26 protein-coding genes are annotated in these 24,916 nt (G+C 65.0%); 16 read left to right on the top strand and 10 right to left on the bottom strand.

What is annotated here, in order from left to right; genetic code table 11:
* Nucleotides 1–24: 24 nt before the first annotated feature.
* Nucleotides 25–705 carry a TetR/AcrR family transcriptional regulator gene (locus HZF03_RS21700; protein WP_119019077.1) on the top strand — a complete coding sequence of 227 codons (681 nt, stop codon included), beginning with the start codon at nt 25–27 and terminating at the stop codon, nt 703–705.
* Here HZF03_RS21700 and HZF03_RS21695 read toward each other — a convergent pair.
* From HZF03_RS21695 to HZF03_RS21685, 3 genes are all read right to left on the bottom strand, one after another.
* Nucleotides 632–1,375, bottom strand: a complete 744-nt coding sequence (locus tag HZF03_RS21695) for an HAD family hydrolase (RefSeq protein WP_119019076.1) — start codon at nt 1,373–1,375, stop codon at nt 632–634. The genes HZF03_RS21700 and HZF03_RS21695 overlap by 74 nt on opposite strands.
* On the bottom strand, nt 1,336–1,545 hold the full coding sequence (locus HZF03_RS21690; protein WP_107356877.1) for a cysteine-rich CWC family protein: 210 nt from the start codon (nt 1,543–1,545) through the stop codon (nt 1,336–1,338). Before HZF03_RS21690 ends, HZF03_RS21695 begins: the two co-directional genes overlap by 40 nt.
* Before the next feature lie 280 nt (nt 1,546–1,825).
* Nucleotides 1,826–2,767: an aldo/keto reductase gene (locus tag HZF03_RS21685; RefSeq protein ID WP_119019075.1), complete on the bottom strand. Its 942-nt coding sequence runs from the start codon at nt 2,765–2,767 to the stop codon at nt 1,826–1,828.
* 280 nt (nt 2,768–3,047) lie between these two features.
* Between HZF03_RS21685 and HZF03_RS21680 the strand changes: the two genes are divergently transcribed.
* Nucleotides 3,048–3,767, top strand: coding sequence for a DNA helicase (locus tag HZF03_RS21680; protein ID WP_119019074.1), 720 nt, complete (start codon nt 3,048–3,050; stop codon nt 3,765–3,767).
* A gap of 6 nt (nt 3,768–3,773) precedes the next feature.
* Here the strand turns inward: HZF03_RS21680 and olsA are convergent, their stop codons facing one another.
* From olsA to HZF03_RS21660, 4 genes are all read right to left on the bottom strand, one after another.
* Nucleotides 3,774–4,622 (bottom strand): lyso-ornithine lipid O-acyltransferase, encoded by an 849-nt coding sequence (gene olsA, locus HZF03_RS21675; RefSeq protein ID WP_119019073.1) that lies wholly within the window; start codon nt 4,620–4,622, stop codon nt 3,774–3,776.
* A gap of 213 nt (nt 4,623–4,835) precedes the next feature.
* Complete coding sequence (locus HZF03_RS21670; protein WP_119019072.1) at nt 4,836–5,999, bottom strand: PQQ-dependent sugar dehydrogenase; 1,164 nt, start codon at nt 5,997–5,999, stop codon at nt 4,836–4,838.
* A gap of 90 nt (nt 6,000–6,089) precedes the next feature.
* Complete coding sequence (locus HZF03_RS21665; RefSeq protein ID WP_119019071.1) at nt 6,090–6,281, bottom strand: HtrA2 peptidase; 192 nt, start codon at nt 6,279–6,281, stop codon at nt 6,090–6,092.
* Between the two features lie 136 nt (nt 6,282–6,417).
* Complete coding sequence (locus tag HZF03_RS21660) at nt 6,418–7,071, bottom strand: glutathione S-transferase family protein (RefSeq protein ID WP_011159866.1); 654 nt, start codon at nt 7,069–7,071, stop codon at nt 6,418–6,420.
* Between the two features lie 413 nt (nt 7,072–7,484).
* On the opposite strand from HZF03_RS21660, the gene HZF03_RS21655 reads away from it, so the two are divergent.
* The 7 genes from HZF03_RS21655 to HZF03_RS21625 all read left to right on the top strand — a co-directional run bounded on the left by HZF03_RS21655 (nt 7,485) and on the right by HZF03_RS21625 (nt 15,462).
* The gene (locus tag HZF03_RS21655) at nt 7,485–8,687 is read left to right on the top strand and encodes a pyridoxal phosphate-dependent aminotransferase (RefSeq protein ID WP_042441707.1); all 1,203 of its coding nucleotides are present in this window, start codon (nt 7,485–7,487) and stop codon (nt 8,685–8,687) included.
* Nucleotides 8,688–8,811: 124 nt separating this feature from the next.
* Complete coding sequence (locus HZF03_RS21650; RefSeq protein ID WP_119019070.1) at nt 8,812–9,327, top strand: DUF992 domain-containing protein; 516 nt, start codon at nt 8,812–8,814, stop codon at nt 9,325–9,327.
* 229 nt (nt 9,328–9,556) lie between these two features.
* Complete coding sequence (locus tag HZF03_RS21645) at nt 9,557–10,030, top strand: DUF992 domain-containing protein (RefSeq protein WP_119019069.1); 474 nt, start codon at nt 9,557–9,559, stop codon at nt 10,028–10,030.
* A 212-nt stretch (nt 10,031–10,242) separates the two neighbouring features.
* Nucleotides 10,243–12,294, top strand: a complete 2,052-nt coding sequence (locus HZF03_RS21640; RefSeq protein WP_119019068.1) for an elongation factor G — start codon at nt 10,243–10,245, stop codon at nt 12,292–12,294.
* A gap of 167 nt (nt 12,295–12,461) precedes the next feature.
* Nucleotides 12,462–12,731 carry a helix-turn-helix domain-containing protein gene (locus tag HZF03_RS21635; protein ID WP_011159861.1) on the top strand — a complete coding sequence of 90 codons (270 nt, stop codon included), beginning with the start codon at nt 12,462–12,464 and terminating at the stop codon, nt 12,729–12,731.
* 41 nt (nt 12,732–12,772) lie between these two features.
* Nucleotides 12,773–14,524 carry a SulP family inorganic anion transporter gene (locus tag HZF03_RS21630; protein ID WP_119019067.1) on the top strand — a complete coding sequence of 584 codons (1,752 nt, stop codon included), beginning with the start codon at nt 12,773–12,775 and terminating at the stop codon, nt 14,522–14,524.
* A 101-nt stretch (nt 14,525–14,625) separates the two neighbouring features.
* Nucleotides 14,626–15,462, top strand: coding sequence for a shikimate dehydrogenase (locus HZF03_RS21625; RefSeq protein ID WP_119019066.1), 837 nt, complete (start codon nt 14,626–14,628; stop codon nt 15,460–15,462).
* Between the two features lie 11 nt (nt 15,463–15,473).
* Here the strand turns inward: HZF03_RS21625 and HZF03_RS21620 are convergent, their stop codons facing one another.
* The 3 genes from HZF03_RS21620 to HZF03_RS21610 form a co-directional block, all read right to left on the bottom strand.
* Nucleotides 15,474–15,926, bottom strand: coding sequence for a response regulator (locus HZF03_RS21620; RefSeq protein ID WP_119019065.1), 453 nt, complete (start codon nt 15,924–15,926; stop codon nt 15,474–15,476).
* A 148-nt stretch (nt 15,927–16,074) separates the two neighbouring features.
* A complete protein-coding gene (locus HZF03_RS21615; RefSeq protein ID WP_119019064.1) occupies nt 16,075–16,890 on the bottom strand; it encodes an enoyl-CoA hydratase/isomerase family protein in 816 nt (271 codons plus the stop codon).
* A gap of 191 nt (nt 16,891–17,081) precedes the next feature.
* A complete protein-coding gene (locus tag HZF03_RS21610; RefSeq protein ID WP_011159854.1) occupies nt 17,082–18,221 on the bottom strand; it encodes an alpha-hydroxy acid oxidase in 1,140 nt (379 codons plus the stop codon).
* 164 nt (nt 18,222–18,385) lie between these two features.
* On the opposite strand from HZF03_RS21610, the gene HZF03_RS21605 reads away from it, so the two are divergent.
* The 7 genes from HZF03_RS21605 (at nt 18,386) to HZF03_RS21575 (ending at nt 24,811) form a co-directional block, all read left to right on the top strand.
* The gene (locus HZF03_RS21605; protein ID WP_012497529.1) at nt 18,386–18,547 is read left to right on the top strand and encodes a hypothetical protein; all 162 of its coding nucleotides are present in this window, start codon (nt 18,386–18,388) and stop codon (nt 18,545–18,547) included.
* 201 nt (nt 18,548–18,748) lie between these two features.
* On the top strand, nt 18,749–20,101 hold the full coding sequence (glmM, locus tag HZF03_RS21600; RefSeq protein ID WP_119019063.1) for a phosphoglucosamine mutase: 1,353 nt from the start codon (nt 18,749–18,751) through the stop codon (nt 20,099–20,101).
* A gap of 170 nt (nt 20,102–20,271) precedes the next feature.
* A complete protein-coding gene (locus HZF03_RS21595) occupies nt 20,272–21,537 on the top strand; it encodes an MFS transporter (RefSeq protein ID WP_119019062.1) in 1,266 nt (421 codons plus the stop codon).
* 310 nt (nt 21,538–21,847) lie between these two features.
* The gene (locus HZF03_RS21590; protein ID WP_119019061.1) at nt 21,848–22,723 is read left to right on the top strand and encodes an outer membrane protein; all 876 of its coding nucleotides are present in this window, start codon (nt 21,848–21,850) and stop codon (nt 22,721–22,723) included.
* Between the two features lie 145 nt (nt 22,724–22,868).
* Complete coding sequence (locus HZF03_RS21585; RefSeq protein ID WP_119019060.1) at nt 22,869–23,687, top strand: outer membrane protein; 819 nt, start codon at nt 22,869–22,871, stop codon at nt 23,685–23,687.
* A gap of 48 nt (nt 23,688–23,735) precedes the next feature.
* Nucleotides 23,736–24,329: a glutathione S-transferase family protein gene (locus HZF03_RS21580; RefSeq protein ID WP_119019059.1), complete on the top strand. Its 594-nt coding sequence runs from the start codon at nt 23,736–23,738 to the stop codon at nt 24,327–24,329.
* Nucleotides 24,330–24,340: 11 nt separating this feature from the next.
* Nucleotides 24,341–24,811, top strand: coding sequence for a GNAT family N-acetyltransferase (locus tag HZF03_RS21575; RefSeq protein ID WP_119019058.1), 471 nt, complete (start codon nt 24,341–24,343; stop codon nt 24,809–24,811).
* Nucleotides 24,812–24,916: the final 105 nt, after the last annotated feature.

Below are 24,916 nucleotides of genomic sequence, written 5' to 3'. Positions count from 1 at the left end.
CACTGGTCGGTATACATAAGCCGGATGGCCGTCCGAGCATCCGTAGCGCCGAAGGCGTTTCCGTCCAGCCCGACCCGTGACCGCATCGTCGCGGCCGCCGCCAAGCTGTTCTACAGCGAAGGGATCCGCGCCGTCGGTGTCGACGCGGTGGCGGAGAAGGCGGGCGTCACCAAGCGGACGCTGTATTATCACTTCCGCAGCAAGGACGATCTGGTTGCGGCTTATCTTGAAGGCCGCGACCAGCCGAACCTGGCGCTATTCCGGCAGTGGTTCGAGGAGACGCCGGGGGAACTGCCCGCCAAGGTCGAAGGCATCTTCCGCAATCTTGCGCGGGCCGCGCGGCATCCGAAATGGAAGGGCTGCGGCTTCCTGCGCACCTCCGCCGAGCTCGCTAATCTGCCCGGCCATCCGGCGATCAAGATCGGCGCCGCGCACAAGAAGAAGTTCGAGGGCTGGCTGCGCGAGACATTCGCCGAAGCTGGCATCGATGCGCCTGAGGAACTCGCCCGGCAAATGCTGTTGCTGCTCGACGGCTCGTTCGCGGTGGTGCTGCTGCATCGCGACCCGAGCTACATGGAGACCGCGGGCGTGGCGGCGGCCAAGCTGGTGGTCGCAGCCCTGCCGCGCAGCTTCAACGCGGTGCGAGGGCCGCGTTTGGCGCCGCGAACTGGCCGCGGATCCCGAGCAGCGTCCGCACCGCGTTGAGATCCGGCAGCACCGCGGCGCATTTTCCCCGTGTGGCGGCGTCGGGCTGCAGCAGGTCCGGCACCATCAGCGTGATGGCGCCGGCCGTGAAGGCAGAAGCGACGCCGACGCTGGAATCTTCCACCGCGACGCAATGTGCCGGCGGCACGCCGAGTCGGTCGGCGGCGAGCAGATACAGATCCGGCGCGGGTTTGCCGTGAGCGACGTCGTCGCGGGTCAGGATGGTACCAAACCGCGCGCGGATGCCGGCGAGCGTCAGGTGCATGTCAGCCGTCTTGCGCGACGACGACGTCACGACCGCGACCGGGCAGCCTGCATCGTCCAGCGCGTCGAGCAGCTCGCAGGTGCCAGGCTTCACCGGGAGACCTTGCGCGAACCGGGCGTCGCGCTTCTCGACGAAGGCGCGATTGATCTCGCGCAGTGGCAACGTTTCGCCGTAGCGCGCGACCAGCAGCGCCTGGCACTCCGGCCCCGGCAGCCCGACCATCGACTCGCAGGTCTCGATCGCATCCGGCAGGCCGAATGCGTTCAGCACCTCAGTCAGGCTTTCCAGATACAGGCGCTCGGTATCGACCAGCGTGCCGTCCATATCGAGCAGCACCGCTGCGATCAGCCAGTCATGTGCACCGGTCACGATTTGCGGCTCGCCTTCGCAGCCTCGCGCAGGCATTCCGGGCACAGGCAATCGACCGCGTCCGACGGCAGCGGCAGATGCGCCGGCTCCGCCGAGCACCAGCAGCCGCTGTCCATCGTGCACGAAAACTCCGCGCCGCAGCCGGCGCAGATCAGCCGCCGCGGCGGCGGTGCGGGCGTGTCGGACGAGGTCGGGCGGAGCGGCATGAGCAACGGCCAATGAACGCAGGTTGAAACGCGCTCGCAGCGTACTCCGCCTGAGCCGCGATGCAATACGCGGAAGGTCGCGGAGGGGGAGGGGGCAGGCGAGGCTCCAGGTCGATAGAATTGGCGTGGTCTCTCCACCTGTCATTCCGGGGCGCCGCGCAGCGGCGAACCCGGAATCCGATACGCACACGAACCTCCATAGATACTAACCTCGAGATTCCGGGTTCGCGCCCTTTCGGGCGCGCCCCGGAATGACGGGGTGAGGAGGCGCCGCCGTGAACTACCCCTTGGTGATCGCGTCCACCTCGGCCGTCTCCTCGACCGTCAGCTTCCAGCTCACGGCCTTGACGTTCTGCTCGATCTGCTCTGGCGTGGTGGCGCCGGCGATCACGCTGGAGACTTGCGGGCGGCAGGCGAGCCAGGAGAACGCTAGTTCGAGCAGCGAGTGGCCGCGCGCTTCGGCGAAGGCTTTCAGCTTGTCGACCAGATCGAGATTGGCGTCGGTGAAATAGCGGTCGCGGATCGCCGGCATCTTGGCGAAGCGGGTGTGCGCCGGCGCTTCCGCGCCGCGCTGATACTTGCCGGTCAGAAGGCCGCTCGCCAGCGGGAAGAACGGCAGCAACCCGAGCTTGTATTCCTGTGCGGCCGGCAGCAGGTCCTTCTCGATGTCGCGCACCACCAGACTGTATTCGTCCTGGCACGACACGTAGCGATGGGTGCCGAGCGCACGCGCGACGTATTCGGCCTCGGCGATACGCCATGCCGGGAAGTTGGAGTTGCCGATGTAGCGCACCTTGCCGGCGCGGATCAGGTCGTCGAGCGCGCGCAGGGTCTCGTCGATCGGCGTCAGCGGATCGTAATCGTGCTGCTGATACAGGTCGATCCAGTCGGTCTTCAGCCGTTTCAGGCTGGCCTCGACCGCCTCGACGATGTAGCGCCGCGACGCGCCCTGCTTGGTGCCGTCGGTCGCCATCGGCTTGCAGAACTTGGTCGCCAGCACGATGTCCTTGCGGCGATCGCCGAGCACGTTGCCGAGCACGGTCTCGGAGCCGCCCATGCCGGCATAGATGTCGGCGGTGTCGAACAGCGTGACCCCGAGGTCGATCGCCTTGTGGATCACCTTCTTCGAGGTCTCGGGATCGGTGCGCTGGCCGAAATTGTTGCAGCCGAGGCCGACGACCGAGACCCGCAGGCCGCTGCCGCCGAGATTGCGTATGTCCATGAAGTGTCCTTGAGAGATGCGTGGAGCCGCCCATTGTGGCGCGCACCCCGCAGCGCCGCAAGGCACCGCCCCGATCACACAAGCGTCAAGCGGCGTCGCCGGCGAAAGCTGTTCTCGGTCGTGGCGAGGCGCGCTACAATCTGATTCTGGCGTGGCCCGCGCCTCCCCCCTCCATTGGGAAAGTATCTTTCATACAGGGCTGCACGACCGTCGAACCGCCTGTTCGAGCGCCAGCATGAGGAGGGATTGCGGCAGTGGCTCGATCGAGGAGGTTATCGAGATGCGATTGTCTGCGCCGGTCTATCGCCTGAAACGCAAAGCCAAACTGCTGTCCCGCGCCCAGAACGTGCCGCTGCACGCGGCGCTGGATCATGTCGCCGCAACAGAAGGATTCGAGCGTTGGAGCCTGCTGGTTGAGTCGGCAGCGGCTTCGCCGGCGGTCCGTCTGTTCGGGGCGCTGAACCCCGGGGATCTGGTACTGCTCGGCGCAAGGCCGGGGCAGGGCAAAACACTGCTCAGCCTCGAACTTGCGGTGGAAGCGATCAAGGCCGGGCGCACCAGTGCGTTCTTCACGCTCGAATACACTGAGGCTGAGGTATTGACGCGGCTTCGCGCGATCGGAGCCGATCCGGCGTCGCTGGCGGACAAGTTTACGCTCGATACGTCGGATGCGATCTGCTCCGACTACATCATTGCCCGACTGGCGTCAGCCGCACGCGGGTCTCTGGTGGTGATCGACTATCTGCAGTTGCTCGATCGGCGTCGCGACACGCCGGACCTGAACAGCCAGATCCGCGCGCTGCGGTCGTTCGCCCGTAGAGCTGGTGTCATTCTGGTGATCATTTCGCAGATCGATCGCTCTTACGATCCTGCCAAGAAGCGCTGCCCGGATTTGAGCGACGTTCGCTTGATGAACGAGCTCGACCTCGGCCTGTTCTCGCACGCCTGTTTTGTGGGGGGCGACGAGATCAGGTGGTCGCCGGTGCCCGCGGCCGCTTGAAGCGCGCTATGCCGCTTCCGGCTGCACGTCGGGCGTCGTCACCGGCGCTGGGGCGGGGCGCGGCGCGATCGCCCCGCGCATGCCGGCGCGGCGGGCGGCTTCGCACATCCGGCGGACCGATTGCTCGGCCTCGCGGGTGATCTGCTTGCGGTCGGCGTCGATCGAGGTCGCGACCGCGTCGCCCCAGCTCACGGTGACGTCGATCGCGCCGGCCGAGAGCAACTCGACGAAATGTGGAATCAGCTCGGCGTCGCCGTACCACGCCACGCGCTGGCGCAGTTCGCGGCCGATCGGCAGGCCTCCGAAACCGGTATACGTCACCGCCATCGGCTGTACTGCGACGCGGGCGCCGGTCTCTTCGCCGATCGCATGATGCACCGCGCCGACCAGCGCCGAGCGGAACGGCAGCACCCGGCTGCCGTCCGACGAGGTGCCCTCGGCGAACAGCACCATGGCGTCGCCGTTCTGCAGCCGCGTGCCGATTTCGCGCGTGGCTTCGCCGGTGCGCTGCCGGGCCTGGCGATCGATGAACACGGTGCGCTGCCAGCGTGCCAGCGCGCCGAACACCGGCCAGGTCGCGACTTCGCTCTTGGCGATGAACGACACCGGTGCCACCGCGGAGATCACGCAGATGTCGAGCCAGGAGACGTGATTGGACAGGATCAGAACCGGGCCGTCGCAGCGGCGGCCGACCTGATGAATGCGTACGCCGATCAGCGCGCAGACGATGCGATGATACAGCTGCGGAATTGTGCGCTGTGCGCGCCAGCCGAAGCGGATCGCCAGCAGATGCACCGGCAGCAGGGTCAACGTCAGCGGCACGACGGCGGCAATGACGAGGATGAATCGCAGCATGGCAATAACTTTGCGCCGCTCAAAAAGGTGCGGCCCCGGTCAGACGCGGCGACTGACGGGGACCGCTGGGGACGTTGATCGGCGACGGGGGGCCTCGATCAGACGCGAGCGGACCCTAGCGGTAGTTTGTTACACGGCAGTGACGCGTCAACTACATCTTAACGTGTGAGGCGGGGCGCGGCAGCGGGCGCATTTCTCCGCTGAAAATACCGCTTAGTTGGCCGCTGGCACGACGCGCAGAAGGCGTCCGGTGTCGCTGTCGGTCAAGAGCCACAGCGCACCGTCCGGCCCCTGACGCACGTCGCGGATGCGTTCGTCCAGCGTCTGCAACAGCCGCTCTTCGCCGGTGATCTTGTCGCCGTCGAGCGACAGCCGCACCAGCATCTGTCCCGACAGCGCGCCGACGAACAGGCTGCCGGTCCAGGTCGGAAACAGCTTGCCGGTGTAGAACGCCATCCCGCTCGGCGAGATCGACGGCACCCAATATTTGGCGGGCTGCTGCATGCCCGGCTTAGCGGTCGCCTCGTGGATCTTGGCGCCGTTGTAGTCGATGCCGTAGCCGATCACCGGCCAGCCGTAATTCTCACCCTTGCGGATGATGTTGACCTCATCGCCGCCGCGCGGGCCGTGCTCGACCTCCCACAGTTTACCGTCGGCGGGGTTGAAGGCGAGGCCCTGCGGATTGCGGTGGCCGAGGCTCCAGACTTCGGGCTCGGCGCCGTCGCGGCCGGTGAACGGATTGCCGTCGGGCACGCCGCCGTCCGGCGCAATGCGGACGATCTTGCCCAGATGATTGGACAGGCTCTGCGCCTGGTCGCGATGCGCGTAGTGCTCGCCGAGCGTGACGAACAGATTGCCGTCGGTGCCTTGCGCGATCCGGCAGCCATAGTGATTGCCGGACGACGGCGGCCCCTGCTGGTGGAAGATCACCTTGACGTCGCTCAGCCGCGGCGCTTGGCCGGCGTCGAGAGACGCGCGCGCGACCGCGGTCCGTCCGCCGTTGCCATCGCGTTCGGCGTAGCACAGGTAGATCGTGTGGTTGCTGGCGACGTCCTTGTCGGCCGCGACGTCGAGCAGTCCGCCCTGGCCCGAGGCCCACACTTCGGGCACGCCCTGCAGCGGCTTCGACACCTGGCCTTGCGGCGTCACCAGCCGCAGGCGGCCGGGGCGCTCGGTCACCAGCATCCGGCCGTCAGGCAGAAACGCCAGACCCCAGGGATGCACCAGCTTCTGCGCCACGGTCTGCACGGTCAGCGGGCCGGCGGAGGATTCGTAAGTGGTGATCTCGCCGCGGCTCGCGGTGACGATCAGCAGCGAGGCAAGCAGCGCGGTGGACGCGCTCAGCGTGCCGGAAACCCAGACGATCGGAGCCTTCATCGCACTGCCTCCTCGCAGGATGGCCGTCGCGGCTGCGGTGCGGCGCGCGAGTCAACGCGCCGTGATGGGAAAGGATCGTTGCCGAGCCGATCAGAGCGCGAAAGGCGTCCCCATGCCGCAGCCTGGCCCGCATTGGGTCGACAGCAGCGTCAGCGCGAGGATGGTGCCGAGCGAGGCGACCGCGATGACCAGTGAAGCGGCGACGGCTCGAACCAAACGGGGAGAGGTGACGGGCGCGGCAGGCCGGTTGAAGCCGGGCGCCGAGCCGGGCGACGAAAGCATGACTCGAAATCCTCGAACCAAACGCCGGCGAATCACCGGCGTAGGTGAATTGTCGTGCGATCACGGGCGTTTGTGCGGCGCCGAAGGGCGCCAATCATGACCAAATCGCGGCGGAATTCGAGCGGTAGGGCCGCCGTCAAGCCTCGGCCGCGAAGCTCGTCGGGTCGGCGGCGATGGTTTCCGGGGTCCAATCCATGGTGATGAAGCCCGGGGTCTGTTCAACCCGGCGCAGCCACGCGTTCACCGCCGGAAACGTCGACAGGTCGAAATCGCATTGGTCGGCGACGTGGGTGTAGCCGTAAAGCGCGATGTCGGCGATGGTGAGCTGGCCGGCTGCGAAGTAATCGTTGGTCTTGAGATGATTTTCCATCACCTGCAGCGCCGCATAGCCGCGCTCAAGCCAATCCTCCAGCGCGTGGGTCTGCAGGTCGCGGCCGCCCTTGACCAAGCACAGCCAGAAATACGCCGAGCCGATGTTCGGCTCTAGCGCGTGCTGCTCGAAGAACATCCATTGCAGCGCTTCGGCGCGGTCCATGCGGGTGTCCGGCGCCAGCGAGGTGCCGACGGCGAGATACCATAGGATCGCGTTGGATTCGGCGAGGTAGCGGCCCGGTGCGGTCTCCAGCAGCGGCACTTGGCCGCTCGGATTCTTGGCGAGGAAATCCGGCGTGCGGCTTTCGCCGCGCAGGATATCGACCTCGACCGCGCGGTAGGGGGCATCGAGAAGCGCCAGCGCAAGGCGAACCTTGTAGCTGTTTCCCGATCGCTGCATCGAATAGAGCTTGTACATCCTGAAGGTCGCTTCGCTCTCCCTGCCGCCGGCATCTGCCGCGCCTAACGCGGCTAAACAATGATGTCCCCCGGCAGGCCCCGCAAGCCCCAAGCGCTGGAAAGGGTCGAAATCCCATGCCGCATTGCACAGGGGGCGGCGGTGACCCGAAAATCCCGCTGCTGCGACCGATTTCGTCTTTTCGCTATGCGAAATCGCGCGGGTGCGCGCAATGCCGCGCATGACTGGCAACTACCGTTCTCGGCAGGGGGGCGTGCGGCCTCTCCTGGCGGTTGTGCCGACGACTGAACAATGCCGCCATTCCCGCAAGCTTCTTGCGATGCAACGTGGCCGCGCTTAGTGTGGGGATATTCCCGTCAGAGATGGAAGAGTCGCGCCAAATGCCGACTCATGACGGCTGCAAGGAGAAGACGATGCCGTTCCTCGCCACCGCGCTCGATCGTGTGAAGCCGTCCGCGACCATCGCGGTCACGGACAAAGCGCGTGAGCTGAAAGCGGCCGGGCGCAACGTCATCGGCTTGGGCTCCGGCGAGCCGGACTTCGATACTCCCGCCAACATCAAGCTGGCGGCGATCCATGCGGTCGAGGCCGGCAAGACCAAGTACACCGCGGTCGACGGCATTCCGGAGCTGAAGCAGGCCATCATCGACAAGTTCAAGCGCGAGAACGGCCTGACCTACAAGCCGAACCAGATCATCGTCGGTACCGGCGGCAAGCAGGTGCTGTACAACGCCCTGATGGCGACCATCAATCCGGGCGACGAGGTGATCATCCCGGCGCCGTATTGGGTCAGCTATCCGGAGATGGTCGCGCTCGCCGGCGGCGAAAGCGTGCCGGTGGTGTGCACCGCCGAGTTCGGCTTCAAGCTGCAGCCTGCGGCACTGGAAGCGGCGATCACGCCGAAGACCAAGTGGATCATTCTCAACTCGCCGTCGAACCCGACCGGCGCGGCCTACAGCCGTGCCGAGCTGAAGGCGCTCACCGACGTGCTGGTCAAGCACCCGCATGTCTGGGTGATGACCGACGACATGTACGAGCACCTCGTCTATGACGACTTCGAGTTCACCACCCCGGCGCAGATCGAGCCGAAGCTGTTCGATCGCACCCTCACGGTGAACGGCGTGTCGAAGTCGTATTGCATGACCGGCTGGCGGATCGGTTATGCCGGCGGCCCGGCCGAGCTGATCAAGGCGATGTCGACGATCCAGTCGCAGTCGACCTCGAACCCGTGCTCGATCGCCCAGTGGGCCGCCGTCGAGGCGCTCAACGGTCCGCAGGACTTCATCGACGCCCACAACAAGGTGTTCAAGGAGCGCCGCGACCTGGTGGTGTCGATGCTGAACCAGGCAACCGGCATCGATTGCCCGCGTCCGGAGGGTGCGTTCTACGTCTATCCGTCGTGTGCCGGCACCATCGGCAAGACCGCGCCGTCGGGCAAAAAGATCGAAACCGACCAGGACTTCGTCACCGAGCTTCTGGAAGCGGAAGGCGTGGCGGTGGTGCAGGGTTCGGCGTTCGGCCTTGGCCCGGCATTCCGCATCTCCTACGCCACCAAGACCTCGGATCTCGAGGACGCCTGCAAGCGCATCCAGCGGTTCTGTGGAAATTTGCGGTAAAGATTTCATTAACAATCCGCAACGTTCACAGGATTCGTTCCAAAACTGCGAAAGCGCCTTGTTTTGGACAAGACGCTTCCTTTTTGTCGCCGTCGCAATCTCAATCCACATGTGGAGTGCTTATATGTTTACCCTGAGACAGTTCGGCATCGCTGCGGTCGCGTTGATCGCCTCGGTTGCGAGCGCGAGCGCGCAACAGCGCGTGCAGGTCGGCGTGATCGAATGCGCCGGCGGTCCGAACGTCGGCTACGTGGTCGGCTCGACCACCCAGCTCGAGTGCCTGTTCCGGACCGACGGCCGTCGTCCCGAGCCGTACATCGCGCACGTGCAGCGCATCGGCGTCGACCTCGGCTTCACCCAGAACACCGGCCTCGCCTGGGCCGTGTACGCTCCGACTCAGCGCGTCGGTCGCGGTGACCTCGGCGGCAGCTACGGTGGCGTCGGCGCCAACGCGTCGTTCGTTTTCGGCGTCGGCGGCAACCTGCTGATCGGCGGTTCGAACAACGCCTTCGCGCTGCAGCCGCTCAGCCTGCAGGGCCAGACCGGTCTGAACGCGACCGCCGGCATCGTCGACGTGCAGTTGCTGCCGGCCCCGATCGCCAAGAAGCACTATCGCAAGCATCGCCGTCATCATCACTAAGTGACAGCGTTTACGAAGCATTAGCGTCGTAACGAAAAGGGCCCGCCAGCGCGGGCCCTTTTTGCGTCTGGACGCTTTTGTACGCTCGGGCACCCGGTCGCGGCGCAGCGCGCCCGGGGGTGTCATTGAAGATTTGCCGATGCTGTGACTAGATGGCGCGCACTCGTTTGCGCGTTTGCCCGAATCGGGTCGTCTTCCGCATCACCTTCCCACGTCGGAGATCTTCGCTATGCGCCGCCTCTCGCTTCTCGCCGGCCTCGCCGCCGCCGCGCTGATAACAACCGCCGCCGATGCTCAACAGGGCCGGGTGCGCGTCGGCATGCTCGAATGCCGCGGCGGTGCCAGCATGGGCTTCATCGTCGGTTCGGTGACCAATCTCGGCTGCGTACTGCGCACCGAAGGCCGCCCGGACACGCCCTATGTCGCCACCATCCGCAAGGTCGGTCTTGATATTGGTATCACCCCGGAAACCGCGCTCGGCTGGGCGGTGTTCGCGCCGGTCGAACGCTTCGGCCCCGGCGACCTCGCTGGTAACTACGCAGGTGCACAAGGGTCGGCTTCGGTCGGCGTCGGTCTCGGCGCCAACGTGCTGCTCGGCGGCTCGGCGAATTCGATCGCGCTGCAGCCGGTCAGCCTGCAGGGCCAGACCGGTGTCAACGTTGCGGTCGGACTGCAGGAACTCGAGCTGCGTCCGGGCCGCTAAGTAACAGCGCGCTCGCCGGTCCAATTCCTGTTTTGCAACATTGCGCTGCGATGCAAACGCGTCGCAGCGCAAATTTTTGGTGTCCTTGATCCTGCTCAACACCGACATCATCGCGTCGTAATTTTTCGCGCTTGCCAAGTGTCGTGTGTTGCGAAAGCATCACGTCTTGCCGACCCAATCACGGGCCGAGCTCCAGATAGAAGGAGGCGGCGATGGGACAAGACGTCAGAAGTCCCCGTGGTCCCCGGTGCATCGCACTGGTGGGCCCATTCCAAAGCGGAAAAACCACACTACTTGAAGCGATCCTGGCACGAACCGGCGCCATCCCGCGGGCCGGCTCGGTCGATGCGGGCACCTCGCACGGCGACTCCAGCCCCGAGGCACGCCAGCACAAAATGGGCCTCAGCCTGACGGCCGTCACCACCCAATTCATGGGTGAGAGCTACACCTTCCTCGATTGTCCCGGCTCCGTCGAATTCGCGCACGACATGCGCGCGGCGCTTCCCGCCGTCGACGCCGCCGTGGTGGTGTGTGAAGCCGACGAGCGCAAGCTGCCGCAGTTGCAGCTCATCCTGCGCGAACTCGAAGATCTCGGCATTCCCAGATTTTTGTTCCTGAACAAGATCGATCGCGCCAACAAACGCATTCGCGAAGTGCTCGACAGTCTGCAGCCGGCCTCGCGTATCCCGCTGGTGCTCCGCCAGATTCCGATCTGGAACGGCGACCTGATCGCCGGCTATGTCGATCTCGCGCTGGAGCGCGCCTTCGTCTATCGGGAGCACAAACCTTCCGAAGTGATCGACCTCGAAGGCGGCAATCTCGACCGTGAGAAGGAAGCGCGGTTCTCGATGCTTGAGAAGCTCGCCGATCACGACGACGCGCTGATGGAGCAATTGCTCGACGACATCCAGCCGCCGCGCGATGCGGTGTTCGACGATCTCGCCCGCGAGCTGCGCGAAGGCGTGATCTGTCCGGTGCTGCTCGGCTCGGCGCTGCGCGAGAACGGCGTGCTGCGTCTTCTCAAGGCGCTGCGTCACGAAGCGCCCGACGTCACCGAAACCGCGGCACGCCTCGGCGTCACCGCCGGCAAGGATGCGATCGGTTACGTCTTCAAGACTCAGCATCTGCAGCACGGCGGCAAGCTGTCGCTGGCCCGGCTATTCGCCGGCACGCTCGCGGACGGCGACAACGTGCAGTCATCGTCCGGTGAGGCTTCGCGTGTCTCCGGCATGCAGGCCGTTGGCGGCGGGCACGACAGCAAGCGCTCGTCGGCTACGGCCGGCGATGTCGTCGCACTCGGCAAGCTCGACACGATCAAGACCGGCGACACTTTCGGCAACGGCAAGACCGCGCCGGCCTCGCTGGTCGAAGTCACCGCCGCACCGCCGGTGCTGGCGATGGCGCTCGCCGCCGCCGATCGCAAGGACGACGTCAAGCTCGGCCAGGCGCTGCAGCGGTTGAACGAGGAAGATCCCTCGCTCACCATCGTGCACGATCCGCAGAGCCACGAGATGGTGCTGTGGGGGCAGGGCGAGATGCATCTGCGCGTCGCGCTGGAGCGGCTGCACGATCGCTACGGCGTCACCGTGAAGTCGCACGCGCCGGGGATCGGCTATCGCGAGACCATCCGCAAGCCGGTGACCCAGCGTGGCCGGCACAAGAAGCAGTCCGGCGGCCACGGCCAATTCGGCGATGTGGTGCTCGACATCAAGCCGCTGGCGCGCGGCGAGGGCTTCGCCTTTGCCGAGACGGTGGTCGGCGGCGCGGTGCCGCGCAACTACATGGGCGCGGTGGAGGAGGGTGTGATCGACGCCCTGAGGGCCGGGCCGCTCGGCTTCCCGGTGGTCGACGTCCATGTCACCCTGACCGACGGCTCGTATCACAGCGTCGACTCCTCGGATCAGGCGTTCCGCACCGCGGCGCGGATCGGCATCACCGAGGCACTGCCGCAGTGCCAGCCGGTGCTGCTGGAGCCGATCCACACCGTCGAGATCGTCTGCCCGACCGAGGCGACAGCCAAGGTCAATGCCATCCTGTCCGGGCGGCGCGGCCAGATCCTCGGCTTCGACACTCGTGACGGCTGGCCGGGCTGGGACATGGTGCGCGCCACCATGCCGGAGGCCGAGATCGGCGACCTGATCGTCGAGCTGCGTTCGGCCACCGCCGGCGCAGGCAGCTTCACCCGCAGCTTCGACCACATGGCCGAGGTCTCCGGGCGAACCGCCGACCAGATCGTTGCGGCCCATCGCCAGGCGGCGGCCTGAGCCAGGATCGAGATGGGGCGGGAAGCCTTCCGCCCCTCACTAAAATATGACTGTCCCAAAGCGGCTGGACTGATGTCTCAGACATCATTCCAGCCGTTTTTTATTTGCGTCATGCTGTTCAAAGCATCATATTCGGGTCTTCAGACATCAGAGTTCATGTCTCATCCATGATGACCGCAGCCCAATTGCGCGCCGCGCGCGCGCTGCTTGGCATCGACCAGCGCACGCTGGCCGAACTGTCAGGCGTGTCGCTGCCGACCATCCAGCGGATGGAGGCGAGCGAAGGCAACGTCCGCGGTGTGGTGGAATCCCTCACCAAGGTGATCGAGGCCCTCGACCGCTGCGGCGTGACTCTGATCGGAGACAATTCCCGCAGCGAAGGCGGCGGCCGCGGCGTCCGGTTCAAAGAGCCGGCGCCGCCGCGCAACGAGGCCTAAGGGTTTCGGTGCAGCAGCGGGGCGGACCAGGAGCAAACAGCATGGACACCTCCCGGCGACTTGTGGCTGCGACCAAACCGAGCTTCCGCGAGCTGTTTACCCCAAAGCTGATCACGGTATTGCGCGAGGGCTACGGCCTCGGCGATTTCCGCGCCGACATGATCGCCGGCCTCACCGTCGCGATCGTGGCATTGCCGCTCTCGACCGCGATCGCGATCGCCTCCGGCGTCACGCCGGATCGCGGCCTCTACGCCGCGGTGGTCGGCGGATTTCTGGTGTCGCTGCTCGGCGGCTCGCGGTTTCAGATCGGCGGTCCAGCCGGCGCCTTCATCGTGCTGGTGATGCTCAGTGTGCAGCGTCACGGCATCGACGGCGTGCTGCTCGCGACCTTCCTGGCCGGCATCATGCTGGTGATCGCCGGCTTCCTGCAGATCGGCACCTACGTCAAATTCATTCCCTATCCGGTCACGGTCGGCTTCACCGCCGGCATCGCGGTGATCATCTTCGCCAGCCAGCTCAAGGATCTGCTCGGCATCGATCTGGCGCACGAGCCGGGGCCGTTCATTCCCAAGCTCGAGGCGTTGGCGCAGGCGCTGCCGACCATGAACGTCTATGCGCTCGGCATCGCCGTCGCCGCGATCGTGCTGATCGTGGGCTTGAAGAAATTGCGGCCGAACTGGCCGGGGCTGCTGATCGCAGTCGCCGTCACCGCGGCATTGGTTTGGGGCTTCTCTCTGCCGGTCGCGACCATCGGCACCAAGTTCGGCGGCATTCCGGAGAGTTTTCCGCTGCCGTCCTGGCCGGTGTTCTCGGTCTCCAAAGTGATCGAGGTGCTGCCGGACGCGATCGCGTTCGCGCTGCTCGGCGCCATCGAGTCACTGCTCTCTGCGGTGGTCGCCGATGGCATGACCGGGCGGCGGCATCGCTCGAACTGCGAGCTGGTGGCGCAGGGCTTCGCCAATATGGGCTCGGCGCTGTTCGGCGGCATCTGCGTCACCGGTGCGATCGCCCGTACCGCGACCAACATCCGCACCGGCGCGCGCTCGCCGATCGCCGGTATGCTGCACTCGGTGTTCCTCCTGGTGTTCATGCTGGTGGCGGCGCCGCTGGCGAGCTACATCCCGCTCGCCACGCTCGCCGCGGTGCTGGCGATCGTCGCCTGGAACATGGCCGAGAAGCACGAATTCGCCACGCTGGTTCGCTCCTCGCGCGGCGACGCGGTGGTGGTGCTAGCGACCTTCCTGCTCACCGTGTTCCGCGATCTCACCGAAGGCATCGTGGTCGGCTTCGCGCTCGGCGCGGTGCTGTTCATCCATCGCATGTCCGAAGTCACTGGCGTCGAGGCCTATTCCGGGCTGGCGCAAGAAGACCGCGCCGACGAAAGCGGCAAGCGGCGCGGCACTGCCGCCGACCTGTCGCTGGTCACCGATCCGGACGTGGTGGTGTATCGCATCACCGGCGCGTTCTTCTTCGGCGCCGCCGCGACGGTCTCTTCGGTGCTGAACAACATCGCCGACCGCCACAAGGTGTTCGTGGTCGATTTCGCCGCGGTGCCTCTGCTGGATTCCACCGCCGCGAATGCGATCTACCGCGTTGCGCTGTCGGCGCAGCGCAAGCGGATCAAGCTGATCATCACCGGCGCCTCGCCGACGGTGCGGCGTGCGCTGCTCACCCACGGTGTCAAGCCGCCGCTGGCGCACTACCGCGCCGACATTGCGAGTGCGGTCGACGAGATCAAGGGCAAGACTCCTGCGCCCCAGGAGGCGACCGCGCCGCAGCCCGCCTCGGCGTGAGGCCACCGACTTCCGTCGCGGCGGCGCGTTTTGCGATTGACGCTGGCGCGGCGGCCTGATTTTCACAGGCTTCGGAGGTCTCGCGTCTGTTGGAGGGCGAAATGGCTGCGACTAAGCGCGCCGCGTGTTTGATCGGCTGGCCGGCGGCGCATTCGCGCTCGCCGCTGATCCATCACTATTGGCTGCGCCAGCTCGGCATCGAGGGCGGTTATTCGATCGAAGCCGTACCGCCGGAAGGCTTTGCCGAATTCGTGCTGCACCTGAAGTCGCACGGCTATGTCGGCGCCAACGTCACCATCCCGCATAAGGAACGCGCGCTGCAGCTCACCGAGCCGGACGAGCGCGCCCGTGCTGTCGGCGCCGCCAACACGCTGTACTACGATGGCGATCTGCTGCGCTCGACCAACACCGACATCGAAGGCTTCATCGGCAATCTCGACGCCTCGGCACCGGGCTGGGACCGCTCCGCGCATGCGCTGGTGCTCGGCGCCGGCGGCTCGTCGCGGGCGGTGGTGTTCGGCCTGCTGGAGCGCGGCGTGCAGCGGATCGCACTTGCCAACCGTTCGATCGAGAGGGCGCAGGCGCTGCGCGATCTGTTCGGCGAACGCGTGGTACCGATCGCCTGGAGCGACATCCCGGCCGCGCTGCCGGGCGCGGGCCTGTTGGTCAACACCACCTCGCTCGGCATGAAGGGACAGCCTCCGCTTCAGATCGACCTGTCGGCGCTGCCGGCGGACGCGGTGGTTTCGGACCTCGTCTATGTGCCGCTGGAGACCGATCTGCTCGCCGCCGCCAAGGCGCGCGGCCTGCGCACCGCGGACGGTCTCGGCATGCTGCTGCACCAGGCGGTGCGCGGTTTCGATCTGTGGTTCGGGGCGCGGCCGCACGTCACCCCGGAGCTGCGGGCTCTGGTCGAGGCTGATCTGGTCCCGAAGTAATCGTTCGGGTGCTACGCGGCGTGGTGCATGATCCGCCACGTCCGTGCGATGATCGAAAGCTGCTCGCGCAGTTCGGTCAGATCGACCGGCTTCGACACCGCTTCCAGCATGGTGAGATCGAGCGATTCGCCGAAGTCATGCGCCTTGCGCGCGATCTCGCTCTTGGCGCCGCTGAGGATAATGACCGGCGCCCGGAAGTCGCGATCGGCAAAATGACGCAGCACCTCGGTGCCGGCCTGTTCGCCGAGCGACAGATCCAGCGTGACGCCTTCGAAATCGTTGTAGGTGGTCAGCTCGACGACCTCGTCGAGCGAGCCGGCTTCGACCGGTTCGAATCCGGCGCGTACCGCGATCTTGCAGATGATCGTGCGGTGCACCTGGTCGTCGTCGATCACCAGGAGGCGGGGCTTCAACTCTGCTGAGCCCGCCGCGGCCGCGGCAGAGCTCTCGGGATGGTCGGTCATGGCGCTCCGATCGAGCTGACTGCGATGGCGAACGCGCGCAGCCGTCTGCAGCAGGGCTGCAGTCGGCCTGCGCGTCGCCCCACAGTGTCGCCCGACCGGTGAATCAAACCGTAAGACGGCGCCGCGTAGGACTACGTGGCGCGGGGGCTTACTTGCCTTGGAAGTTCGGCTCGCGCTTTTCCAGGAAGGCGCGGATGCCTTCGGCCATGTCCTTGGATTTGAACAGCGGCAGCAGCTGCAAGTACACGTGATGGACGTGATCCGGGAAGGTCTCGTTGAGGCCCATCCGCATCATCCGCTTCGCCGCCTGCACCGCCAGCGGTGCATTGCCGGCGATCTCTTTGGCCACCTCGCGGGCGCGCCCCATCAGCTCAGCATTGGGCACCACTTCGTTGGCGAGGCCCCATTCCAGGCTCTCGCGCGCGCTCAGCGTGCGGCCGGTGAAGATCAGCTCCGCCGCCTTGGCCCAGCCGATCATCCGCGGCAGAAACCAGGTGCCGCCGCTCTCGGGCACCACGCCGCGTTTGACGAAAGCTGCGGCGAGCTTGGCGGATTCCGCCATGATGCGGATGTCGCAGCCGAGTGCGGTGTCCATGCCGTAGCCGGCCGCGCCGCCGTTGACGGCGCAGATCACCGGTTTGTCCATTGCCTGCAGAACGGTCGGCGGGGTGTTGCGCAGGTCGAGCGTGGTCGGTGAGGACGCAGCGCTGAGGCCCTCGTCGCCGCGCTCCTTGTTGAGGTCGAGCCCGGCGCAGAACGCGCGTCCGTTGCCGGTGAGAATGACGCAGCGGACGTCCGGATCTTCGTTGGCCTTGGTAAGTAGCGCCGCCAGCGTATTCAGCATCGGCCCGGAGATGGTGTTCAGCCGCTCCGGCGCGTTCAGCGTGATCGTGGCGATGTGATCCTCGACCGCATAGAGCACTTCGCTGGAAGCGGTCTGCGGCGCGCGTTGCGTATCAGTCATGGATTTCCTCCGGTTGTTGTTTTTGTTGTTCGTTGTTTGTTGGCTGTCTCCCCGTCATTACGAGGAGCGAAGCGACGAAGCAATCCAGCGCCATGCACTGCATCTCTGGATTGCTTCGCTGAGCCTGTCATGGGGCGGCGCTTCGAGCCGCCCGATGGTGCGCAATGACAGACGCAATTGTGCAGGCGGAATTAGTCCGCCAGCACCTTCTCGTCGATCTCGTGGATCGAATTGACGCCGCACAGGCCCATCGTGGTCGACAGCTCTTTGCCGATGATGTCGATTGCCTTGGCGACGCCCGGGCCGCCATAGGCGCCGAGGCCGTAGATATAGGCGCGGCCGATCATGCAGCTCTTGGCGCCGAGCGCGAGCGCGCGCATCACGTCCTGGCCGGAGCGGATGCCGCCGTCGAACATTACTTCGATATGCGAGCCGACGGTGTGGACGATCTCCGGCAGCACTTCGATCGACGACGGCGCGCCGTCGAGCTGGCGTCCGCCATGGTTCGACACCACCAGCGCTTCGGCGCCGACCTTCACCGCCTCGCGCGCGTCCTCGACGTCGAGGATTCCCTTGATGATCAGCTTGCCCGGCCAGATCGAGCGGATCCAGTCGATGTCGCGCCAGTTCAGCGATGCGTCGAACTGCGACGCCACCCAGGCGGACACCGACTCCAGATCCTTGGAGCCGGGCAGGTGGCCGGCGATGTTGCCGAAATTGCGCCGCGGCGTGCCGAGAATGCCCTTCACCCAGCGCGGCTTGGTGGCGATGTCGATGACGTTCTTCAGCTTGAACAGCTGCGGCGGCACCGTCATGCCGTTCTTGATGTCCTGATGGCGCTGGCCGATCACCTGCAGGTCGACCGTGAGCACCAGCGCGCTGCACTTGGCGGCGATCGCGCGCTCGATCAGCGCTTTGGCGAAGCCGCGGTCGCGCATCACGTAGAGCTGAAACCAGAACGGCTTCTCGACATTGGCGGCGACGTCCTCGATCGAGCAGATCGACATCGTCGACAGCGTGTAGGGGATGCCGGCGGCCTGCGCGGCGCGGCAGGCGTGGATTTCGCCATCGGCATGCTGCATCCCGGTCGAGCCGACCGGCGCCAGGATCAGCGGCATCGCGTAGGTGTCGCCCAGAATGGTGGTCGCGAGATCGCGCTTGGAGATGTCGACCAGAATGCGCTGGCGGAACTTGATCCGCTTCAGGTCATCCACATTGGCCCGCAGCGTCTCCTCGGCATAGGAGCCGTGGTCGACGTAGTCGAAGAACATCTTCGGCACTCGGCGCTTGTGGATCTGGCGGAGGTCTTCGATGCAGGTGATCTCTTTCATGGGAATTGCCGTCCGCCTCTTGCGGGTTGTTGCGAGCCGCTCGTCCTGTAGCACGCGGGCGCCCTGTGCAAAATCGTCGCGTCGAGCGATCGGCGAAGCCTGGGAACTCGCTGCGTTGCAGCGCGTTTTCCGTCCAAGTCGCAAGGCTGGAGCAGGAGGACGTGATGACCGACGCCAAGACCACCGACACCCCGGCCAAGGAAAAGAAAAAGCTGGAAGAACAGCTCAATGAGGGATTGGAGGATTCGTTTCCGGGCTCCGATCCGGTCAGCGTGACCCAGCCGGCGCCATCGAAACCGGATGGGGATAACCACCGCAAGGGTTAATCATTCGACCCTGAGCATGGTCGGATAAGGCTGTATTTTCAGCAAGTTACGCCGCCGGCCGAGGTCGGCGGCGTAATCTTTGATTACATTTTTTGAAGTCCCCGCAACTATTTTGGGCCTATAAGGCCGTTTCGCCGTACGGCAAGCCCCGGACGAATCGTGGGTTTTTGACCGTGACCGGCAAGGGCGGGGGATGATTGGATGAGCCGCAGATATTTCGGGACGGACGGAATCCGGGGCCGCGCCAATGGTTTGATCACGCCGGAGCTGGCCCTCAAGGTCGGCCAAGCCGCGGGCCTCGCGTTTCAGCGCGGGGAGCATCGCCATCGGGTCGTGATCGGCAAGGACACCCGTCTGTCCGGCTACATGATCGAGAACGCGCTGGTCGCGGGCTTCACCTCGGTCGGGATGGACGTGCTGCTGGTCGGCCCGATGCCGACCCCGGCGGTCGCGATGCTGACCAAGTCGATGCGCGCCGACCTCGGCGTGATGATTTCGGCGTCGCATAATCTGTTCGAGGACAACGGCATCAAGCTGTTCGGCCCGCTCGGCTACAAGCTCAGCGACGACGTCGAAAAGCAGATCGAGCTGATGCTCGACGAGTCGCTCGACAAGAAGCTGGCGCAGAGCGCCAGCCTCGGCCGCGCCCGCCGCATCGATGGCGTCCACGATCGCTACATCGAATTCGCCAAGCGCACCCTGCCGCGCGAGCTGAGCCTCGAAGGCCTGCGCGTGGTGATCGATTGCGCCAATGGCGCCGCCTACAAGGTGGTGCCCGAAGCACTGTGGGAGCTCGGGGCCGACGTGATCTCGATCGGCGTCGAACCGGACGGCTTCAACATCAACAAGGAATGCGGCTCGACCGCGCCGCAGGCGCTGTGCGCCAAGGTCCGCGAGATGCGCGCCGATATCGGCATCGCGCTCGACGGTGACGCCGACAGGGTGATCCTGGTCGACGAGCGCGGCCATGTGGTCGACGGCGATCAGCTGCTGGCGGTGATCGGCCAGAGCTGGAAGGAAGACGGCCGCCTCGCCAAGCCTGGCGTCGTCGCCACCGTGATGTCCAATCTCGGGCTCGAGCGCTTCCTCGCAGGCGAAGGCATCGCGCTGCTGCGCACGCCGGTCGGCGACCGCTACGTGCTCGAGCAGATGCTGAAGGACGGCTACAATGTCGGCGGCGAGTCCTCCGGCCACATCATCCTGTCCGACTTCAACACCACCGGCGATGGCTTCGTCGCCGCGCTTCAGGTGCTGGCGATGGTGCAGAAGCTCGGCCGTCCGGTGTCCGAAGTCTGCCGTCGGTTCGATCCGCTGCCGCAGATCCTGAAGAACGTGCGCTATCGCAGCGGCCGGCCGCTCGATAACAGCGGCGTGATCTCGGCGATCCAGGATGGTGAGAAGCGGCTGAACGGTCACGGCCGGCTGCTGATCCGCCCGTCGGGCACCGAGCCGGTGATTCGGGTGATGGGCGAGGGCGATGATCGCGACGTAGTCGAGGAAGTGGTCGACAGCATCGTCGACGCGCTCGGCAACGCGGCGGCTGCAGCCGCCTGAGGCCTGCTCCCGCCTCATCAGGCGGGGTGCAACGCTGCCATCGCAAATCCGCGCTACACACCAGCGGCGCCTGGAACTAATTTATGAGCGGTCGGCCAACGTGCCGGCCGTTCGTCGTTATTGCGCCGCGCAATTCGATCGGCGCCCCCAAGCCTATTTCAGGAAACGCCGTGAACAAGCCTGTCACCGTCGATGCGGATATCGCTGCTCCGGTCAATCCGGCCGAGCTGCCGGTACCCGAACTCACCAAGCCGGCGGCGCCTGCAGCGGCCGGGCCGGCCTATATCGTGCTCGGCGGCATCAGCTTCTCGCATTTCCTCAACGATACCATGCAGTCGCTGATCCCGTCGGTGTATCCGATCCTGAAGGCGAACTACGCGCTCGATTTCGGCCAGATCGGCATGATTACGCTGGCGTTTCAGTTCACCGCGTCGCTGCTGCAGCCGGTGGTCGGGCACATCACCGACAAGAAGGCGCAGCCGTTCTCACTGGCGATCGGCATGGGCTCAACCTTCCTGGGATTGCTGCTGCTCAGCGTCGCGCATTCCTATGCGGTGATCCTGATCGCGGCGGCGATGATCGGGCTCGGCTCGGCGGTGTTTCATCCCGAGTCGGCGCGGATCGCGCGGCTCGCCTCGGGCGGTCGCCATGGCATGGCGCAATCGGTGTTTCAGGTCGGCGGCAATGCCGGCACCGCGCTCGGTCCGGTGCTGGCGGCGCTGATCGTGGTGCCGTTCGGCCAGCCGTCGATCGCCTGGTTCTCGTCGATCGCGTTTCTCGCCATCATCGTGCTGTGGCGGATCGGCGTCTGGTACAAGCCGCAGGTCGCCGGCAAGAAGAAGATGGCGGTGCAGCCGCATCCGCACGCGCCGAGCCGGCGTCGGGTGATGGTCGCGCTGGTGGTGCTGGTGGCGCTGCTGTTCTCCAAGCAGCTCTATCTGTCGAGCCTGTCGAGCTACTACACGTTCTATCTGATCGAGAAGTTCCACGTCTCGACCCAGACCGCGCAGATCTTCCTGTTCATCTTCCTGGCTGCAACCGCAGCCGGCGTGTTCTTCGGTGGCCCGCTCGGCGATCGGTTCGGCCGCCGCTATGTGATCTGGTTCTCGATCCTGGGCATCCTGCCGTTCACCCTGGCGCTGCCCTATGCGGGGCTCACCGCCAGCGCGGTGCTCACGGTGTTCATCGGCTTCATCCTGGCGTCGGCGACGCCGGCGATCATCGTGTTCGCCCAGGAACTGATGCCGCATCGCTTCGGCATGATCTCCGGCGTATTCTTCGGCTTCGCGTTCGGCATCGGTGGTCTCGGCGCGGCGGCGCTTGGCCAGGTCGCCGACATCCGTGGCATCGACTTCGTCTATCAGGTCTGTTCGTTCCTGCCGGCGCTCGGCCTGCTGGCGGTGCTGCTGCCGAAGATGCCCCGGCACGCCCACTAGCGAGGCGTTGGGGCAGGGCGTCACCCTGATCCGCTCAAATCCCGGCTCCGGTTCCGATGGAACTGGAGCCGTTTTTGGTCGTGCGCCGGCCAGTCCGGATCGCGCTCGTTAGTCATAAATTATTAGTCATTGCGGCGTCGCAGCGGCCTGGCGGATCGAGTTGTTACCAGGGCATGGCGATGCGACACCAAATATCAACCTTAAAAATTAGGGTTAAGTCGCGCTTAAGGAATTGGTGGCATCGTCTGATCTCATAGGTTTCCGGGTGTGGGGCCTTCGTAATTGATCATTGGACCAAAGGACGAAGCCAATGCGTAGCGTGAAGATTTTGATGGCCGCCGGAGCGGCTTCGCTGGTTGCCTCGGTCGCGGTGGCGGCCGATATGCCGATTGCTCCTCCGCCCGCTTACGCGCCTCCCCCGACCGAAGACTTTGGTGGCTGGTACCTGCGCGGCGACATCGGGTTCAGCAACCAGCAGGTCAAGGATGTGCGCCACTCCGATCCGACTCGCTACACCCAGCTTACGTCATTCGATCAAACGACCACCTTCGACACCGCAGGCATCTTCGGGTTGGGTGTCGGCTATCAATTCAACAACTGGTTCCGTGCCGATCTGACTGGCCAATACCGCGGCAAGTCAAATTTCAAAGGAACCGATACTTTCACGGCGACGAACACCGGATTTCCGTACAGCGGTGTGGATAACTACAGCGCAAGCAAATCCGAACTGCTGTTCTTGGCGAACGCCTATGTCGATCTCGGCACGTGGTGGTGCATCACCCCGTTCATTGGCGCCGGTGTCGGTGCTGCCCGCGTGACGATCTCAAACTTCACCGATGTTGGATCGAACAATCTCTTCGTCGGCGCTGGACCGACGGCAATCTACGGTACGTATCCAAGCTATGCGCTCGCCGGTTCAGGGTCGCAGTGGAATTTTGCCTGGGCCGCCCATGCCGGTCTTGCTTACAAGCTGAGTCCGAATATGACGATGGAGCTCGCTTACAGCTACGTCGACCTTGGTAAGGGCACGACCGCCTCCGATCTGCGGGCCTATGACTCTGCAACTCGCGGCAATTCGTTCAAATTCAATAATATCACTTCGCACGACCTGAAGCTCGGCGTGCGGTGGAATCTCGACGCGGGTCCGTTCTACGCTGCCCCGCCGCCCTTGATGCGCAAGGGCTGATCGTCGCCCTCCATTGTTTACAAGTCTTAACGGCGCGGGAGCTTCCCGCGCCGTTTTTCTGTGTCCGACACCTCGGGTGACAACGAAGAATTAAGGTTAACAGCCGATGATTTGTGGCGTGGAAGGTTCGTCGAGGAGTGTGGCGATGCGTAGAGTTGTGGTGGCTGCGGCAGTCGGCGTGATGGCTCAGACGGCATATGCGGCCGACATGCCGGACTACGGTCCGCTCCGCGGCGCGCTGGTGGAAACACCCCGTGTGATCAACTGGGAAGGCTTCTACGTCGGCGGTCAGGGTGGCTACGGCACCTCCGATATGGACTTTACCGATGCCACAAGCAGCCTCGCCCACCAGCAGATGGTTCTGACCACCATCGAGAATGAGTACAACATTTCACGTTGGCCAGTGCTCGGTAAGAAGTCCAGCCATGGCAGCGGCTTCGGCGGCTTCGTCGGCTACAACTGGCAGTGGGATGACGTCGTACTCGGCCTCGAAGCCAACTACATGCATGGCGACTTTGGCGGTTCTGATTCGGGCTCGATGGGCCGCAGTTTCACGACATCGGATGGGTATACCAACGGCGTCACGTACTCGGGAGCCGCGGCGATGAAAGTCAAAGATATCGGGTCGGTGCGCGCCCGCGCCGCCTATGCGTTCGGCAGCTTTCTGCCTTATGCGTTCGGCGGCGTTTCGCTCGGTCAGGCCGATATCGTCCGCACAGCCTCAGTCTCTGGCATCTCCGTCAACGCCAAAGCTGCGCCCCCTTTTCAGAACATCCCGTTCAGCGACAGCCTCAGCCAGGTGCAGAACAATCACTTCATCTATGGCTATGCCGGCGGCGTCGGCATGGACATGATGATTACGCGAGGCCTGTTTCTCCGTGCCGAGTGGGAATATCTGAAATTCGCGGCGCCGATCAACACGGCGGTCTCCACCGTGCGTGGCGGCATCGGCTACAAGTTCTGAGCCGGCATTGACCTAAGCTCCGGCGGCAGACGGGAGCGGCCTCTCCGCATGAAGATCTACGGCGACCTCAACTCCGGCAATTGCCTGAAGGTGAAGTGGACCTGCGACCGGCTGGGTCTGCCGTACGAGTGGGTCGCCGTCGATACGATGAAGGGCGAAAGCCGGACGCCGGTCTTCCTGGCGCTCAATCCGGCCGGGCAGGTGCCGGTGGTCGCCTTCGACGATGGCCGCTCGCTGGCGCAATCCAACGCCGTGATCCGTTATCTCGCCCGCGGCAGCGACCTGATCCCCGCCGATCCGTGGCTCGAGGCCAAGATGGACGAGTGGCTGTTCTGGGAGCAATACAGCCACGAGCCGTATATCGCGGTGTGCCGCTTCCAGATGGTCTATCTCGGTAAGCCGGCCAGCGAACTGGATCCGGACAAGGTTCGCCGCGGCCACGCCGCGCTGGCCCGGATGGAGCAGCATCTGGCGTATTCCGAATTTCTTGCCGGCGAGAGGCTGTCGATCGCCGATGTGGCGCTGCTGGCCTACACCCGGATGGCGGAGCAGGGTGGTTTCGAGCTGCATGACTATCCGGCCATTCGAGGTTGGATCAGCCGCGCCGAAGCTGGGCTCGGCTTGCCTGCTTTCAGTTCGTGAGCCCGTCTCACATGAATGCCGATCCCGCCATCGGAATCCGCACCGCGCGCCGCGACGATGTGTACGCCATCGTGGCGATGCTGGCCGATGATCATCTCGGTGCCGGCCGCGAGAAGCTCGAAGACCCACTGCCGGAATCGTACTATGCGGCGTTCGATGCATTGGAACGTTCGCCGCACATTCAGATGGTGGTGGCGGAAGATCACGACGGCCGCGTCGTCGGCTGTCTGCAGCTTGCGGTGCTGCCGGGACTGAGTTCGCAGGGCGCGTCCCGAGCAATCATCGAGGACGTTCGTGTGGCCGGTGATTGCCGCAGCCGCGGCATCGGCGAAGTGCTGGTGCGCTGGGCAATCGCACAGGCGCGCGACCAGGGTTGCAAACTGGTCGAACTGTTTACGCATCAGAGCCGCGTCGATGCGCAGCGGTTCTACGTCCGCCTCGGATTTCAGCCGTCGCATGTCGGCATGACGATGCGCTTTTGAATCGATTATTCCTCAGGCCCATCATAACCCGGTATTGCTACTGAGTAGCAGTTTAACGGCGGGGTAACGGGGTCAATAAGATTCTACTCGGTATAAGAAGCGCTG

This window comes from Rhodopseudomonas palustris (assembly GCF_013415845.1).
GTDB classification, from domain to species: Bacteria; Pseudomonadota; Alphaproteobacteria; order Rhizobiales; family Xanthobacteraceae; genus Rhodopseudomonas; species Rhodopseudomonas palustris_F.
Note: the sequence above shows the minus strand (reverse complement) of the source record. Positions and strands in the feature narration are given on the sequence as shown.

Excerpts from the sequence above, each read along its gene's own strand:
- HZF03_RS21700 (WP_119019077.1), top strand. The coding sequence starts at position 25 with ATGGCCGTCCGAGCATCCGTAGCGCCGAAGGCGTTTCCGTCCAGCCCG.
- HZF03_RS21695 (WP_119019076.1), bottom strand. The coding sequence starts at position 1,375 with ATGCCTGCGCGAGGCTGCGAAGGCGAGCCGCAAATCGTGACCGGTGCA.
- HZF03_RS21690 (WP_107356877.1), bottom strand. The coding sequence starts at position 1,545 with ATGCCGCTCCGCCCGACCTCGTCCGACACGCCCGCACCGCCGCCGCGG.
- HZF03_RS21685 (WP_119019075.1), bottom strand. The coding sequence starts at position 2,767 with ATGGACATACGCAATCTCGGCGGCAGCGGCCTGCGGGTCTCGGTCGTC.
- HZF03_RS21680 (WP_119019074.1), top strand. The coding sequence starts at position 3,048 with ATGCGATTGTCTGCGCCGGTCTATCGCCTGAAACGCAAAGCCAAACTG.
- olsA (WP_119019073.1), bottom strand. The coding sequence starts at position 4,622 with ATGCTGCGATTCATCCTCGTCATTGCCGCCGTCGTGCCGCTGACGTTG.
- HZF03_RS21670 (WP_119019072.1), bottom strand. The coding sequence starts at position 5,999 with ATGAAGGCTCCGATCGTCTGGGTTTCCGGCACGCTGAGCGCGTCCACC.
- HZF03_RS21665 (WP_119019071.1), bottom strand. The coding sequence starts at position 6,281 with ATGCTTTCGTCGCCCGGCTCGGCGCCCGGCTTCAACCGGCCTGCCGCG.
- HZF03_RS21660 (WP_011159866.1), bottom strand. The coding sequence starts at position 7,071 with ATGTACAAGCTCTATTCGATGCAGCGATCGGGAAACAGCTACAAGGTT.
- HZF03_RS21655 (WP_042441707.1), top strand. The coding sequence starts at position 7,485 with ATGCCGTTCCTCGCCACCGCGCTCGATCGTGTGAAGCCGTCCGCGACC.
- HZF03_RS21650 (WP_119019070.1), top strand. The coding sequence starts at position 8,812 with ATGTTTACCCTGAGACAGTTCGGCATCGCTGCGGTCGCGTTGATCGCC.
- HZF03_RS21645 (WP_119019069.1), top strand. The coding sequence starts at position 9,557 with ATGCGCCGCCTCTCGCTTCTCGCCGGCCTCGCCGCCGCCGCGCTGATA.
- HZF03_RS21640 (WP_119019068.1), top strand. The coding sequence starts at position 10,243 with ATGGGACAAGACGTCAGAAGTCCCCGTGGTCCCCGGTGCATCGCACTG.
- HZF03_RS21635 (WP_011159861.1), top strand. The coding sequence starts at position 12,462 with ATGATGACCGCAGCCCAATTGCGCGCCGCGCGCGCGCTGCTTGGCATC.
- HZF03_RS21630 (WP_119019067.1), top strand. The coding sequence starts at position 12,773 with ATGGACACCTCCCGGCGACTTGTGGCTGCGACCAAACCGAGCTTCCGC.
- HZF03_RS21625 (WP_119019066.1), top strand. The coding sequence starts at position 14,626 with ATGGCTGCGACTAAGCGCGCCGCGTGTTTGATCGGCTGGCCGGCGGCG.
- HZF03_RS21620 (WP_119019065.1), bottom strand. The coding sequence starts at position 15,926 with ATGACCGACCATCCCGAGAGCTCTGCCGCGGCCGCGGCGGGCTCAGCA.
- HZF03_RS21615 (WP_119019064.1), bottom strand. The coding sequence starts at position 16,890 with ATGACTGATACGCAACGCGCGCCGCAGACCGCTTCCAGCGAAGTGCTC.
- HZF03_RS21610 (WP_011159854.1), bottom strand. The coding sequence starts at position 18,221 with ATGAAAGAGATCACCTGCATCGAAGACCTCCGCCAGATCCACAAGCGC.
- HZF03_RS21605 (WP_012497529.1), top strand. The coding sequence starts at position 18,386 with ATGACCGACGCCAAGACCACCGACACCCCGGCCAAGGAAAAGAAAAAG.
- glmM (WP_119019063.1), top strand. The coding sequence starts at position 18,749 with ATGAGCCGCAGATATTTCGGGACGGACGGAATCCGGGGCCGCGCCAAT.
- HZF03_RS21590 (WP_119019061.1), top strand. The coding sequence starts at position 21,848 with ATGCGTAGCGTGAAGATTTTGATGGCCGCCGGAGCGGCTTCGCTGGTT.
- HZF03_RS21585 (WP_119019060.1), top strand. The coding sequence starts at position 22,869 with ATGCGTAGAGTTGTGGTGGCTGCGGCAGTCGGCGTGATGGCTCAGACG.
- HZF03_RS21580 (WP_119019059.1), top strand. The coding sequence starts at position 23,736 with ATGAAGATCTACGGCGACCTCAACTCCGGCAATTGCCTGAAGGTGAAG.
- HZF03_RS21575 (WP_119019058.1), top strand. The coding sequence starts at position 24,341 with ATGAATGCCGATCCCGCCATCGGAATCCGCACCGCGCGCCGCGACGAT.